The sequence below is a fragment of the Pseudomonas sp. CNPSo 3701 genome (assembly GCF_028674975.1).
GTDB lineage: Bacteria > Pseudomonadota > Gammaproteobacteria > Pseudomonadales > Pseudomonadaceae > Aquipseudomonas > Aquipseudomonas straminea.
This window is the reverse complement of the sequence record NZ_JAQZSI010000003.1, coordinates 579,705-593,584: the sequence shown is the minus strand read 5'-3', so window position 1 is coordinate 593,584 and position 13,880 is coordinate 579,705. Positions and strand designations below refer to the sequence as shown.

Annotated in this window: 13 protein-coding genes; 1 reads left to right on the top strand and 12 read right to left on the bottom strand. The window is 64.0% G+C overall.

What is annotated here, in order from left to right:
- Window positions 1–108: 108 nt before the first annotated feature.
- The 7 genes from pcaF to PVA39_RS11985 all read right to left on the bottom strand — a co-directional run bounded on the left by pcaF (window position 109) and on the right by PVA39_RS11985 (window position 6,698).
- Window positions 109–1,314, bottom strand: a complete 1,206-nt coding sequence (gene pcaF / locus PVA39_RS12015; protein WP_274124234.1) for a 3-oxoadipyl-CoA thiolase — start codon at window positions 1,312–1,314, stop codon at window positions 109–111.
- Window positions 1,311–2,093, bottom strand: coding sequence for a CoA-transferase subunit beta (locus PVA39_RS12010; RefSeq protein ID WP_274124233.1), 783 nt, complete (start codon window positions 2,091–2,093; stop codon window positions 1,311–1,313). Before PVA39_RS12010 ends, pcaF begins: the two co-directional genes overlap by 4 nt.
- Window positions 2,093–2,944 (bottom strand): CoA transferase subunit A, encoded by an 852-nt coding sequence (locus tag PVA39_RS12005; RefSeq protein ID WP_274124232.1) that lies wholly within the window; start codon window positions 2,942–2,944, stop codon window positions 2,093–2,095. Before PVA39_RS12005 ends, PVA39_RS12010 begins: the two co-directional genes overlap by 1 nt.
- A 136-nt stretch (window positions 2,945–3,080) precedes the next feature.
- Entirely contained in the window at window positions 3,081–4,037 is a 957-nt protein-coding gene (locus tag PVA39_RS12000; protein WP_274124231.1) for an AraC family transcriptional regulator, read from the bottom strand.
- A 238-nt stretch (window positions 4,038–4,275) separates the two neighbouring features.
- Window positions 4,276–5,205, bottom strand: coding sequence for a catechol 1,2-dioxygenase (gene catA, locus PVA39_RS11995; protein WP_274124230.1), 930 nt, complete (start codon window positions 5,203–5,205; stop codon window positions 4,276–4,278).
- Window positions 5,206–5,262: 57 nt separating this feature from the next.
- Window positions 5,263–5,553, bottom strand: a complete 291-nt coding sequence (catC, locus tag PVA39_RS11990; RefSeq protein WP_074885032.1) for a muconolactone Delta-isomerase — start codon at window positions 5,551–5,553, stop codon at window positions 5,263–5,265.
- A 23-nt stretch (window positions 5,554–5,576) separates the two neighbouring features.
- The gene (locus tag PVA39_RS11985) at window positions 5,577–6,698 is read right to left on the bottom strand and encodes a muconate cycloisomerase family protein (protein WP_274124229.1); all 1,122 of its coding nucleotides are present in this window, start codon (window positions 6,696–6,698) and stop codon (window positions 5,577–5,579) included.
- 224 nt (window positions 6,699–6,922) lie between these two features.
- Here PVA39_RS11985 and PVA39_RS11980 point away from each other — a divergent pair, with 224 nt between their 5' ends.
- Window positions 6,923–7,798, top strand: coding sequence for a LysR family transcriptional regulator (locus tag PVA39_RS11980; protein WP_274124228.1), 876 nt, complete (start codon window positions 6,923–6,925; stop codon window positions 7,796–7,798).
- A 169-nt stretch (window positions 7,799–7,967) separates the two neighbouring features.
- Here PVA39_RS11980 and PVA39_RS11975 read toward each other — a convergent pair whose 3' ends face one another.
- The 5 genes from PVA39_RS11975 to benC all read right to left on the bottom strand — a co-directional run bounded on the left by PVA39_RS11975 (window position 7,968) and on the right by benC (window position 13,865).
- The gene (locus PVA39_RS11975) at window positions 7,968–9,230 is read right to left on the bottom strand and encodes an OprD family porin (RefSeq protein ID WP_274124227.1); all 1,263 of its coding nucleotides are present in this window, start codon (window positions 9,228–9,230) and stop codon (window positions 7,968–7,970) included.
- 86 nt (window positions 9,231–9,316) lie between these two features.
- Window positions 9,317–10,534, bottom strand: a complete 1,218-nt coding sequence (locus PVA39_RS11970; RefSeq protein WP_274124226.1) for a benzoate/H(+) symporter BenE family transporter — start codon at window positions 10,532–10,534, stop codon at window positions 9,317–9,319.
- 91 nt (window positions 10,535–10,625) lie between these two features.
- On the bottom strand, window positions 10,626–11,960 hold the full coding sequence (locus PVA39_RS11965; protein WP_274124225.1) for an MFS transporter: 1,335 nt from the start codon (window positions 11,958–11,960) through the stop codon (window positions 10,626–10,628).
- 74 nt (window positions 11,961–12,034) lie between these two features.
- Entirely contained in the window at window positions 12,035–12,811 is a 777-nt protein-coding gene (locus tag PVA39_RS11960) for a 1,6-dihydroxycyclohexa-2,4-diene-1-carboxylate dehydrogenase (RefSeq protein ID WP_274124224.1), read from the bottom strand.
- 10 nt (window positions 12,812–12,821) lie between these two features.
- The gene (benC, locus tag PVA39_RS11955) at window positions 12,822–13,865 is read right to left on the bottom strand and encodes a benzoate 1,2-dioxygenase electron transfer component BenC (protein WP_274124223.1); all 1,044 of its coding nucleotides are present in this window, start codon (window positions 13,863–13,865) and stop codon (window positions 12,822–12,824) included.
- Between the last annotated feature and the right edge of the window lie 15 nt (window positions 13,866–13,880).

The window sequence follows — 13,880 nt, the reverse complement described above, 5'->3', positions numbered from 1 at the left end:
CGCTTTAGCCGCGAGCTTTTTATCAAGGCAAACAAAGAGCGCGGGGCTGAAGCCCCTCCTACAAAAGCCACATATTCATCGGCCGCTCCTGCCAGCTAGCAACAGGCCCTAAACCCGCTCGATAGCCAGTGCCAGCCCCTGCCCCACGCCAACGCACATGGTCGCCAGGCCGAGCTTGCCGCCGGTCTTTTCCAGATGGTGCACCGCGGTCAGCACCAGGCGATTGCCGCTCATGCCCAGTGGGTGGCCAAGGGCGATGGCGCCGCCGTTCGGATTGACCTTGGTGCTGTCGTCCGGCAGACCGAGATCGCGGGTGACAGCCAGGCCTTGAGCGGCGAAGGCTTCGTTCAGCTCGATCACGTCGAACTGCTTGACGCTCAGGTTCAGACGCGTCAACAGCTTGCGTACCGCCGGCACCGGGCCAACGCCCATGATGCGTGGCGCGACGCCGCCGCTGGCCATGCCCAGTACCTTGGCGCGGGGCTTGAGGCCGTACTGCTTAATGGCTTCGGCCGAGGCCAGGATCATCGCCGAGGCACCATCGTTGAGGCCCGAGGCGTTGCCAGCAGTGACGGTCTTGTCCGGCCCGTTGACCGGCTTGAGCTTGGCCAGGCCTTCGGCGGTGGTGTCGGCACGCGGGTGCTCGTCCCGATCGACGACGACCTCGCCCTTCTTGGTCTTAATCACCACCGGAACGATTTCCTCGGCGTAGTAGCCCGCTTCCTGGGCCGCCGCTGCACGCTGCTGGCTGCGCAGGCCAAAGGCGTCCTGGTCGGCGCGGCTGACGCCATAGTCCTCGGCGACGTTGTCACCGGTGACCGGCATCGGGTCGACGCCGTACTGCTCCTTCATCGCCGGGTTGACGAAGCGCCAGCCCAGGGTGGTGTCTTCCAGCTTCTGGCCGCGGCCAAACGCGCTATCGGCCTTGCCCATCACGTAGGGCGCGCGGGTCATCGACTCGACGCCGGCGGCAATGGCCAGCTCCATTTCGCCCGAGGCGATGGCGCGAAACGCGGCGCCCACCGCTTCCATGCCCGAGGCGCACAGGCGATTGAGGGTCACGCCCGGCACGCTTTCCGGCAGGCCGGCGAGCAGCAGCGCCATCCGCGCGACGTTGCGGTTGTCCTCGCCGGACTGGTTGGCGCAGCCCATGAAAACCTCATCGACCGCTGACCAATCGACTTGCGGGTTACGCTCGATCAGGGCCTTGAGCGGGATCGCCGCCAGGTCGTCGGCTCTCACCGCGGACAGTGCGCCATTGAGGCGACCAATCGGCGTGCGGATGGCGTCGCAGATGAAGACTTCGCGGCTCATTCGTCACCTCCTTTCTGACCATGAGCCTCGGCGGTGCGCGCTTCCAGGTCACGCAGCGCAGCCAGTTCGGCAGCGGTCGGCGCTTCGGTGGTGCCAACGCTGTCGGCAAAGCGGATCTGCCAGCCGGTGTTCTCGATAACCTGCTCGCGGGTCACGCCCGGATGCAACGAGGTGACGATGAATTCATTGCTGCCGGCTTCCGGCTCCATGATGCACAGGTCGGTGATGATCGCCACCGGGCCGTCGCCCGGCAGGCCGAGACGCTTGCGATGGTCGCCACCCTCGCCGTGGCCAACCGAGGTAATGAAGGCCAGCTTGTCGACGAAGGTGCGGTGGCCCTGCTTGAGGATGATCAGCACCTTCTTCGCGCTGCCGGCAATTTCCGGCGCGCCACCAGCACCCGGCAAGCGCACTTTCGGGTTGTGATAGTCGCCGATCACGGTGGTGTTGATGTTGCCGAACTTATCGACCTGAGCGGCGCCGAGGAAGCCGACGTCGATGCGCCCGCCCTGCAGCCAGTAGCGGAAGATCTCACCCGTCGGCACCACGGTGTCGGCGGTTTCCGCCAGCTCGCCGTCACCTATGGACAGCGGCAGCACGCTCGGCTTGGCGCCGATCGGGCCGGACTCATAGATCAGCACCACTTCCGGGGCATGGGTCAGGCGCGCCAGGTTGGCGGCCTTGGATGGCAGGCCGATGCCGACGAAGCAGACGCTGCCATTGCCGAGGCGGCGTGCGGCGGCGACGGTCATCATTTCATTGGTGTTGAAATCGCTCATCACTTGGCCTCCCCGTTCACTTTCGCCTGGTACTGCGCAAAATCCTCGGTGCCGCGAATGTATTCATCGATCCAGGCAGTGAAGGTTTCGCGGTCGCGGGCAATTGGGTCCCAGTCCTGATAGAAGCGGTTGTCGCGCTCGTAGTAACCGTGGGCGTACGACGGATGTGCGCCGCTGGGTACCACGCAGACCGCGGTGATGGCCCAGGTCGGCAGCACGCAGGCGTTCATCGGTGCCTGGAGATCATCGACGATTTCCTCGACGGTGACGATGCAACGCTTGGCCGCCAGTGCGGCTTCCTTCTGCACGCCCAGGATGCCCTGGATCAGCACGTTGCCCTTGCGGTCGGCCTTCTGCGCGTGGATCACGGTGACGTCCGGACGCACGCTGGGAATTGCGGCGAGCTTCTCGCCGGTAAACGGGCATTCGATGAACTTGATGTCCGGGTTGACCTTGACCAGGTCCGAACCCTGATAGCCGCGCAGCACCGCAAATGGCAGGTTGGAAGCGCCTGAGACGTAGGCATTGGCCATGGCGGCGTGGCTGTGCTCGCTGATTTCCAGCTTGTGCGGCCAGTGTTTCTCGACGGCGTCACGCAGGCGGTGCAGCGAACCGACACCGGGGTTGCCGCCCCAGGAGAACACCAGCTTCTTGGCGCAACCGGCACCGATCAACAGGTCGTAGACCAGGTCGGGGGTCATGCGCACCAGGGTCAGATCCTTCTTGTTCTGACGGATCAGCTCGTGGGAAGCAGCGGTCGGAATCAGGTGGGTGAAGCCTTCGAGGGCAACGGTGTCGCCATCGTGAACGAAGCGTTCGACCGCTTCGCGCAGGGAGAGAATCTCAGCCATGGTCGTTCTCGTCTTGTTGCTCTGGGTGCTGGGCGGCGGGTGTGCCGTATGGTCACAAGGTACTCACCCAATAGCCTGCTAACAATCCGATAATCGACTATCCGTTCGATAATCGAACGAGACTTATGATCGCCTTTTAACGATTACGCTTGAAGGTCTCCGACGGCAATTCACCAAAACGTCGGCGATAGGCTTCGGCAAAGCGCCCCAGGTGCAGGAAGCCGTAATCCAGAGCGATTTCGGTGACGCTGCGCACCACGCTGGCCGGGTCGAGAAGTTGGGCGTGGATGCGATCGAGCTTGCGCTGGCGCACGTAATCCCTGGGGCTGATGCCAGCGTAGCGCTCGAACAGCGCATACAGCGAACGCTCGCTGACCCGGGCTACGGCCAGCAGCTGCTCGATGCCGATGTCCTGGGTGAGGTTCTGCTCGATGTAGTCGACCACCTGCTCGAACGAGCTGGTCTGAGCCTGGGGCTGCACGCGCTGCACATTATTGCCGAGCAGACCGAGCAGCTTGCTGGCGATGATGCGCACGTAATGCTCCTGCACCTGGGGCATGCTGGAGGCCGCTTCGGCTTCCTGGCAGATCAGCATCAGCAGGTTGGAAAAACCCTCCAGCTCGCGCATGTCGTGGCGCGCGGCGGTAAAGCGAATACCGCTTTGCGGCAGCATCCAACGGTTTTCCAGGCAGGTGTTCTCGAACAGGCTGACCGGCAGCTTGACGATGAATTTCTCGCAGTCGGCCGAATAGGTCAGGTCCACCGGGTCGTCCGGGTTGATCAGTAGCAACTCGCCGGGCACGAAGAAGTGCTCCTGACCGCGGCACTGCGAACGGCAGTTGCCCTTGAGCAGCACCTGCAGGTGATAGATGGTTTCCAGCGCCGGCGAGGTGACGCGCACGCTGCCGCCATAACTGATGCGGCACAGGTCGAGGCTGGCGAACTTGCGGTGATTGAGGCTCGCTTCGGGAAAACCCGTGGTCGGCAGGCGAATGCAATGGGCGCCGACGTGCTGATTGACGTAGTCGGACACCGCGTAAGGGTCGGCGCGCTCGAACACCTGGCTGCGCGCGCTCAGCAGGAAATCGCTCATCATCAGGCCTCGTTGTTTTTCTTATAAGGCTGAATCGCCGCCATTGGGCAATCCGCTAATCGTCCGGCGATTCTAACCATCCCCCTGGCAGGCGATACGCCAGCGTGACAAAGGGTTACATCTCTCTCGCCGCAATTCAGTGTGACCGTTGAATGCAGGATGCCGCGCGGCTCCTCGCCTGCCAGGCAAGGCAGACGAACGGCAGCGCGGCACTTTGCCCTGCAGGGCGGCGCGGGGCTTACACCTCCAGCGCGCGAACCCGCTCGTGGCGTTTCTGCGCTTTGGGCTCGGTGGTGGACTGCAGGGTGAAATCGAACTCGATTTCGGCGAAGCGACCTTCTACACCGTAAGCCTTGGCACGCGCCGCATCGTCGGAGAAGTTGATCCTGGCGATCAGCTCGTCACGGGTGGCGTAGGCGAAGTCGTCGTGCAGGTACTTGTCGCCATCCAGGTTGATCTGGGTGGTCAGGTGGCGATGGCCGGGCGCGGAGATGAAGAAGTGCACGTGGGCCGGGCGCTGGCCATGGCGGCCGAGCTGGTCGAGCAGCTGCTGGGTCGGGCCATCGGGCGGGCAGCCGTAGCCGGACGGCACGATGCTGCGGAAGCGATAACGGCCTTCGGCGTCGGTCTCGATGCGGCGGCGCAGGTTGAATTCCGATTGCGCCGGATCGAAATACGAATAGGTGCCACGGGTGTTGGCATGCCATACGTCGACGATTGCACCAGCCAGCGGTTTGCCGTTGGTGTCGAACACCCGGCCCTGCATGAACAGCGGCGTGCCGGCATCAGTACCGTCATCCAGGCGCGCCTCGCCCTTGCTCAGTGGTGCGCCGGCCACGTACAGCGGGCCTTCGATGGTGCGCGGGGTGCCACCGGTACGGCCGGCTTCCTCGTCTTCGGCGTCCATCAGCATGTCCAGATAGTGCTCGACACCGAGGCCAGCGACCACCAGCCCGGCTTCCTGCCGCGCGCCGAGCTCGTTCAGGTAGTTCACCGCTTTCCAGAATTCTTCCGGGGTGATCTGCAGATCCTCGATGATCTTCGCCGTGTCGTTGAGTACACGGTGAATCACCGTTTTCATGCGGGCATTACCCTTATCGTTGGTGAAGCCGGCGGCATCTTCGAAGAACTTCTGCACTTCGACGGTCTGGGCGATACGTACGGTCATGGCGTGTTTCCTCATCTTGTTGTTGTGGTGATCGGATCAGGCGAGTGATGGCGCCGATCAGCGATCGTCATCGTGGATCGAGGACGGGTGGCGACACAGCGCCATGACCTCGATGTCCATGTACGGGTAAAGCGGCAGCTGCATTAGCGTGTCATGCAGGGCCTGGGCGTCGGCCACGTCGAAGATGCTGACATTGGCGTAAAGTCCGGCGATGCGCCACAGGTGACGCCAGGTGCCTTCGCGCTGCAGGCGCTGGGCCAGTTCCTTTTCGTCGGCCTTGAGGCGGGCGGCCTGCTCGGCCGGCATGTCGGTGGGCAGTTTGACGGTCATGCGCACGTGAAACAGCATGGCTTTCTCCTTGTGGGTTCGGTTCAGCGGCGGCTAAAGCGCTGCAGGCGTTCTTCGTCCAGGGTCACACCGAGGCCCGGCGTGGTCGGGATCTTCAGTTCGAAATCGCGGTACACCGGCACGTCGACAAGGATGTCCTCGGTCAGCAGCAGCGGGCCGAACAGTTCGGTGTGCCATTCCAGCTTGCTCAGGGTGGCGAAGGCATGGGCCGAGGCCAGGGTGCCGACGCTGCCTTCGAGCATGGTGCCACCGTACAGGCCGATGCCCGCCGCTTCGGCGATATAGGCGCTGCGCAGCACGGCGCGTGGGCCGCCGTTCTTGGCGATCTTCAGGGCGAATACCGGCGCGGCGCCGCCGCGGGCCAGGTTGAAGCTGTCCTCGACGCTCTCGATGGCTTCGTCGGCCATGATCGGCGCCGGGCTGCGGACGCTGACGCGGGCCTGGGCCAGCACGTCCTGGCGCGGTATCGGTTGTTCGATCAAATCAACGCCGGCATCGCCGAGGGTCTGACAGGCACGAATAGCCACCGCCTCGCTCCACGCCTGATTGACGTCCACCCGCACGCTGGCACGGTCGCCCAGGGCGCGCTTGATCGCTGCGACGTGGGCGATATCCAGCGCCGCCTCGCGGCTGCCGATCTTCAGTTTGAAAACCCGGTGGCGACGCAGGTCAAGCATGCGCTCGGCCTCGTCGATGTCCTTGGCGGTATCGCCGCTGGCCAGCGTCCAGGCCACTTCCAGGCCGTCACGCACGCGGCCGCCAAGCAGTTCGGCAACCGGCAGACCGAGGCGCTTGCCCTGGGCATCGAGCAGTGCGGTTTCCACCGCCGAGCGGGCGAAGGTGTTGGCGCGTACGTTGCGGTCGATGCGCAGCATGGCGGCATTGATGTTGCCGGCCGGCTGGCCGATCAGCAGCGGCGCGAAGTAGGTATCGATGTTGGTCTTGATGCTTTCCGGGCTTTCCCCGGCATAGGCCAGACCGCCGATGGTGGTGGCTTCGCCGACACCTTCGATACCGTCGCTGCAGCGCAGGCGCAGAATTACCAGAGTCTGCTGCTGCATGGTGTGCATAGCCAGCTTGTGCGGGCGAATGGTGGGCAGGTCGACGATCAGGGTGTCGAGGCTTTCGATCAGCGGAAGGCTCATGGGCGATGATCCGTGTGCAGGTCAATGCCACGGACCGATGCCAGGGAACCGGCGCGCTGTGGCGCCTCGTTCACGGGGCCGGCCAGCAGCGGGAGAGAAGAACAAAGGATGCGAGTGAGCACGAGCATATCCTTCAGGTTTTATTTTTGTCTGGGCACAGATTGACCTCAGCAAATAGGCCAGTCCAATATTGAATCGGTCTGGTTTAATACCCTGGAGGTATCATGGAGCTGCGCCATTTGCGTTACTTCCGCGTGCTGGCGGAAACCCTGAATTTCACCCGTGCGGCCGAACGCCTGCATATCGCCCAGCCACCGCTGAGCCGGCAGATTCAGCAACTGGAAGACGAATTAGGCGTGGCATTGATCGAGCGCGGCCGGCCGCTGCGCCTGACCGAAGCCGGGCGTTTCTTCTATGAACATTCCGTGCAGTTGCTCGAGCAACTGGGCCGCGTCAGCGATGACACCCGGCGTATCGCCGAAGGCCAGCGGCGCTGGTTCGGCATCGGCTTCGCGCCTTCGACGTTGTATGGCGCGCTGCCCGAGCTGATCCGCCAGCTACGCGGCGAAGCGGCCATCGAGTTGGGCTTGTCCGAGCTGACCACGTTGCCCCAGGTGGAAGCGCTCAAGCGCGGTCGCATCGATATCGGCTTCGGGCGCATTCATATCGAAGACCCGGCCATCGTTCAGGAAGTGATCCGCCAGGACCCACTGGTCGCAGCCCTGCCCGCCGGCCATCGATTGCTGGCCGCTCCGGCTTCGCTGGAGGAACTGGCCCGCGAGCCGTTCGTGCTCTACCCCGCCTCGCCACGGCCCAGCTACGCCGACCATGTGCTGGCGCTGTTCGCCCGTAACGACCTGAAGATTCGCGTGGCGCAGATGACCAACGAACTGCAGACCGCCATCGGCCTGGTCGCCGCCGGTATCGGCATCAGCCTGGTGCCCGCCTCGGTGCAACGCCTGCACCGCGACGATATCGGCTATACGCCATTGCTCGACGCCAGCGCTACGTCACCCATCGTGATCAGCTACCGCAAGGATGACGATTCGCCGCTGCTCAGGCGCTGCCTGAAGCTGGTGAAGAATCTGGATAGCGAGTGAGGGCGAATTAGCGCGCAGTCAGTAGGATGGGTGAAACCCATCAAATTGCGATGGGTTCCACCCATCCTACGACGGAAGCATTAGCCATTACCGATAGGCAGGATTAACAACGGTCATCCACGATCCCTGTGGGAGCGCGCCATGCGCACGAAAAAATCGCGCCAGCGACTCACAGCAACGTCCAGGTATACGAAAGGATCACCCGGTTCTCATCGATATCGCTGCGGTAGTTGGAGCGAGCCTCGACATTACGCACGCGCACGCCCAGCCCCTTGAGCGCCCCGCTCTGCACCACATAACCGATATCCAGATCGCGCTCGCGATCCTTGCCCTCGAAGCCCAGGCCGGTATCGACATTATTGCCACGGATATAGCGCACGGTGGTGGTCAGACCGGGCAAGCCGAGGACGGCGAAGTCGTAGTCGTAACGGGCCTGCCAGGAGCGCTCATCGGTGTAGGCGAACTCGTAGGTCGGCACCTCGTTGCCCAGCGGCGTGACGTTGGCGAACACCCGTGGGAACGGGTTGTCGCCAAACATCGCCTGGTAACCGACATAGAAGGTATGGCCGCCTTGCTTGGCCGAAATCAGCGAGTAGAAGGCCTGGTTGTCGATATCGCCAAGCAGCTTGTCGCCATCTTCCTGGCTGTCGAAGTAGCCGAGATTGGCGCCCAGGGTCCAGGCGCCCAGTGGCTCGCTGTGCTTGAGGCCGACGAAACGCTGGTTGTAGATGTCCTCGAGCTGCGCGTACCACAGGCTGGCAGTGGTGCGTTTGTCGTTGAAGGCATAGTCGGCGCCCACATAGTTGAACGCACCACTGCTGACCTGGCGCTGCGGCACATGGCCGAGCATGGCCTGTAGCTTATCGTCGCCGGCTTCGTTGCGCAGGCTGGTGGAACGCAGGTGGCCGCCCTGCAAGGTCAGGCCGTCGATCTCCCGGGACACCAGCGAAGCGCCCTGGTAGCTCGGTGGCAGCAGGCGGATATCGCTGAAGGTCAGCACCGGCAGGTTGGGCTGCAGCTCACCGACGCGCAGTTCGGTCCGCGAATAAAGAGTCTTCAGCGCCACGCCGAGACGGCTGTATTCGTCGGCAGCCTCGCCGTTGTCGCGCACCGGCAACAACCCGGTGCTGACCCGGTCGCGGCTGCTGTCGAGCTTGATGCCGAGCAGCCCTTGGGCGTCCAGGCCAAAGCCGACCACGCCCGGCGTGTAGCCGGATTTGAAGTCGAGGATAAAGCCCTGGGCCCACTCCTCGGCCTTGGATTGCCGGTTGGCACCGACGATGTCGGAGAAGTCCCGGCTGAAGTAGTAATTGCGCGCCTGCAGGGTCGCGCTGGCGCCGTCGATGAAGCCCTCGCCCGCGGCTTGTACGGCAGCCGGCAGGCTCAGCACGCTTAGGGAAAATACGCACAAGGAAGTCTGATGTTTACTCATGATTGCTCTGCTCTTGTTGTTATTGCATGGGTACAGCGGCGCCCCACGCCAAACAGCGCGGACAGCCGGATCAGGAAAATCGGGGTTCAACGAGTCGCTTGGTCGGATCTGGAACGCACGGCCTGCTCGGTGGCGAGCGCGGTTCTATGAGTCAGCAGCCAATGGGCGAACAGCCCGAAGATCAGCCCCCAGAACGCCGCCGACAGGCCCAGAAAAGACATGCCCGAGGCGGTGACCAGAAAGGCCACCAGCGCGGCTTCACGCTCTTGCGGCACGGCCATGGCACCGGCCAGCGAAGCCGCTATGACGCCGAACAGTGCGAGCCCTGCCAACGCCGCTACCAGCGCCTGGGGAAAGGCAGTGAACAAGCTGACCAGAGTTGCCCCGAACAAGCCGAACAGCAGGTAGAAAATACCGCCAACCACACCGGCCACGTAGCGCCGCTCAGGCCGTTCATGGGCCTCACGGCCAGTACAGATCGCCGCGGTAATCGCTCCCAGCGCCAGGCCATGGCAGGCAAAGGGCGCCAACAGCAAGCTGCCCAGGCCGCAGCCCGCCAATAGCGGTCGTGCCGGCACCTGGCCGTAACCGCTACTGCGCAGCAAAGCCATGCCGGGTATGAACTGCCCGGTCAGCGCGACCACCGCCAGCGGTACGCCGATGTTGAGCATCGCCGTCAGGGAGAACTGCGGGGTGATCCACACCGGCGTGGCCAGGCCGATTACCCAGGCGTCAGCGCTCAGCTCGCCGCGGCCGATAACCAGCCCAACGCCGACCAGCAACACCGCCAGCACCGCGTAGCGCGGGGACAGGCGCTTGCACATCAGGTAGGTGACGAACATCGCCAGCACCAGCAGCGGCTGTTCCTGCAGCGAGGTAAACAGCGCGCTGCCGAAGCTGAACAGAATGCCTGCCAGCATCGCCGCACACACCGACAGCGGCAGCCGTGCGACCAGTTTGTCGAAGGCGCCACTGAGGCCAACCACCAGCACGATCAGGTTAGCCACCAGATACGCGCCCACTGCCTCGCCGAGGCTCACTTGCGGCAACAGGCTGACCAACAGCGCCGACCCCGGCGCCGACCAGGCGATCACCACCGGCGCCCGGTAGCGCAGGCTGAGTACGATGCCCAGCACACCACTGCCGATGCTGATCGCCCAGATCCACGACGACAGCACTTCGGCCGGCAGACCGGCCGTGCGCGCCGCCTGGAAGATGATCACCAGCGGCCCGGCATAGGAAATCACCGTGGCGATAAAGCCGGCGACGGTCGCCGACAGCGACATGTCCTTGAACAGCGTCATTGCTTCGCTCCGTCAAGCGGGCGGCCGTAGCCTCTCCCCATTCACCGAAAGGTGAACGGAGAGAGATCAGGGTGCGGATGGTAGGTAGCGATCAGGCCTTGCTGGGTTGCAGGCTGAGCCGTTCGGACCGGGCGCTGTTCAGGGCAAACACCAGCATGGCCAGGGCCGCAATGGCGCCGGGGATGGCGAAGGCCATGAAATTGAGCTGCAGCGGCAACTCGATCCCCATCAGCGCACCGCCGAGCAGCGGGCCGACGATGGCGCCGTTGCGGCCGATACCCGAGGCCCAGCCAAGCCCCGTGGAACGGATCGACAGGCCATACAGCTGGGCGGTGCCGGCGTACAGCAGGATCTGCGTGCCGATGGTGGTCGCCCCGGCGATGAAGATCAGCAGATACAGCACCAGCGTCGGGCTCTTGAACCCGAGCAGGCTGATCGACACCGCCGCGGCGACGAAGAAGCCGACCTTGACCTTGGTCAGATTGAAACGGTCACCCAGCCAGCCACCGAGAATCGCGCCGGCCATGCCCCCGAAGTTGAGGGCCAGCAGGAACGACAGACTCGAACCCAGGCTGTAGCCGGCATTGGCCATCAGCTTGGGTAGCCAGGAGCTCAGCGCATAGACCATCAGCAGGCAGCAGAAGAACGCTACCCAGATCGACAGGGTGCGCACCGCCAGGCCATTGCGAAACAGCTCCAGCACGGACACGCCGCTGCCCTTGCGCTCGTTGATCACCAACTGCACGTCCGCACCCAGCGACTGACCTGGATCGAGTCGCTGGAGCAGCGCGCGGGCCTTCTCATGCTCGCCGCGGCGCACCAGAAAACCGATGGATTCGGGCAGGTAATGGAAGATCACCGGCAGCAGCAACAGCGGCAGCGCGGCGGCGAAGAACATCGATTCCCAGCCGAAGCGCGGCAGCATGAAGATGCCCACCCCGGCCGACAGCATGCCGCCCAGCGAATAGCCGCTGAACATCACCGCCACCAGGGTGCTGCGCAGTTTCTTGGGCGCATACTCGTTCATCAGCGCCACCGCGTTGGGCATCAGCCCACCGCAGCCCAGGCCGGCGATGAAGCGGCAAATGCCGAATTCGGTCGGGCTCGTGGCAAAGCCATTGACGATGGTCGCCACGCTGAACAGCGCAAAGCAGATGGCGATGCCCTTCTTGCGACCGATCCTGTCGGCCAGGCTGCCGAACAGCAGCGCGCCGAACATCATGCCGAACAGCGCGTAGCTGCCCAGGGCGCCGGCCTGCAGGGGCGTGAGCCCCCATTCCTGCATGATCGCCGGCAAAACCACGCCATAAATGAACAGGTCGTAGCCGTCGAAGATCAGCAGCAAGGCGCACAGGCACATCACCAGCCAGTGGAAGGCGTTGAAACGGGCATTGTCGATCACGTCGTTGACGTCGAGGTTACGCATGGCATGGGTCTCTTATTGTTGTTGTGAAGCCGTGGCAGGCGTTGCCGCCTGGTCTACTCGTGTTGCGTAAGGTGCTAGCCCAGATCACCGCCCCCCACCGGCAAGGTCACGCCAGTGATGTACGAAGCCTCGTCGGAGGCCAGGAACAGAATCGCCCCGACCTGCTCGTCGAGCGTGCCGTAGCGCTTCATCAGGCTGCTGTCGAGGGTCTGGTCGACGATCTGCTGGTACCAGGTCTTTTCCTGCTCGCTCTGCTCGGCGGCGTTACGCGGAATGCGCCGCGGCGGTGCTTCGGTGCCGCCAGGGGCTGTGGCATTGACGCGAATGCCACGCCCGGCGTTCTCGAAGGCCAGGCAGGCGGTGAGCGTATTGACGCCGCCCTTGGCCGCGCCGTAAGGCACGCGATTGACGCTGCGGGTGGCGATGGACGACACGTTGACGATGGCGCCGCTGCCCTGCTCCAGCATCACCGGCAAGGCGGCGTGGCAGCACCACAGGGTCGGAAACAGCGAGCGGCGTACCTCGGCCTCGATTTCCGCCTCGCGGTAGTGCTCGAACGGTTTTGCCCAGATGGTGCCGCCCACGTTGTTGATCAGGATGTCCAGGCGGCCGAAGCGCTCCACGGCCTGCCTCATCACCTGCAGGCAGTCGTCGTAGCGCTCGAGATCAGCGGTCAGGGTCAGCAGCTCGGCCCCCTGCCCCAGCGCGCCCTCGAGCTCATGAACCAGCTCGGCCCGGTCCACCGCCACGACGCGTGCGCCCTCGCTCGCCAAGCGCTCGACGACCCGCCGACCGATGCCCTGCGCTGCGCCAGTGACCAGCGCCACCTTATTATCGAATCGCTTGTGCATGGCACTCTCCTCAGGCCGACAGGGCTTGTCGATCGGTGCTGACCACCTGGGTCGGGGTGAATTTCTCGTAATGGAAACTGGCCGGCGTGACGCCCTGCTCGCTGAAGTGCTGGCGTACCGCATCGACCATCGGCGGCGGCCCGCACAGGTAGACGTCGACGTCACCGTCGTTGAGCATCGCCGCGCTCATGTGCTGAGTGACGTAGCCCTTGCGCGGATGCTGGGACTGCGTCTCGGCCACGCAGGTGATGAACACCAGGGTCGGCAGGCGCTCGGCCAGTTGCTGGAGGCGCTCGACCAAGACCAGGTCGAGATCGCGGGTCACCCCGTAGACCAGACTAATCGGTTGCTCGCAGCCGCGCTCGGCGAGTACTTCGAGCATCGACAGGAACGGTGCCAGGCCTGTGCCACCGGCCAGCAACAGCAGCGGCCGGCGCACATCGCGCAGGTAGAAAGTGCCCAGCGGCCCGGTGAACTGCAGACGCTCACCCGGCTGCGCCTGATCCAGGTAGGCGCTCATCAGCCCGCCCGGTACACGCTTGATCAGAAAGCTGAAGCGCGATTCACCCGGCTTGCTGCTGAACGAGTAGGCGCGCGTCTGGCCAGCACCGGGCACGGCGATGTTCACGTACTGCCCCGGCAGGAAACTCGGCGCGGCGGCGCCACCGGCGATGTCGAATGCCACTTCCAGCGCCGCATCGGCGTGAGGGGTGATCGACACCAGTTCGCCTTCGAAGCTGTTCGTTCCGGTCTTGCAGGCGGTGGACGGCACCGGTACGGCGATCACGCAGTCCGAAGCCGGCACCATCTGGCAGGTCAGCACCAGGCCCTGGGCGGCTTCATCTTCATTGAGGGCATCCTCGATGTAGTCCTCGCCCTGATCGTAATCGCCGTCTTCGCAGCGGCACTTGCAGGTGCCGCACACGCCGTCGGAACAGTCCATGGGCAGGTTGATGCGGTTGCGGTAGGCGGCATCCAGCACCTTTTCGTTGACCTTGCAGTCGATGAAGCGGGTGACCCCGTCTTCGAAATTCAGGGCGATGGTGTACGTCATGGCGATACCTCGGCC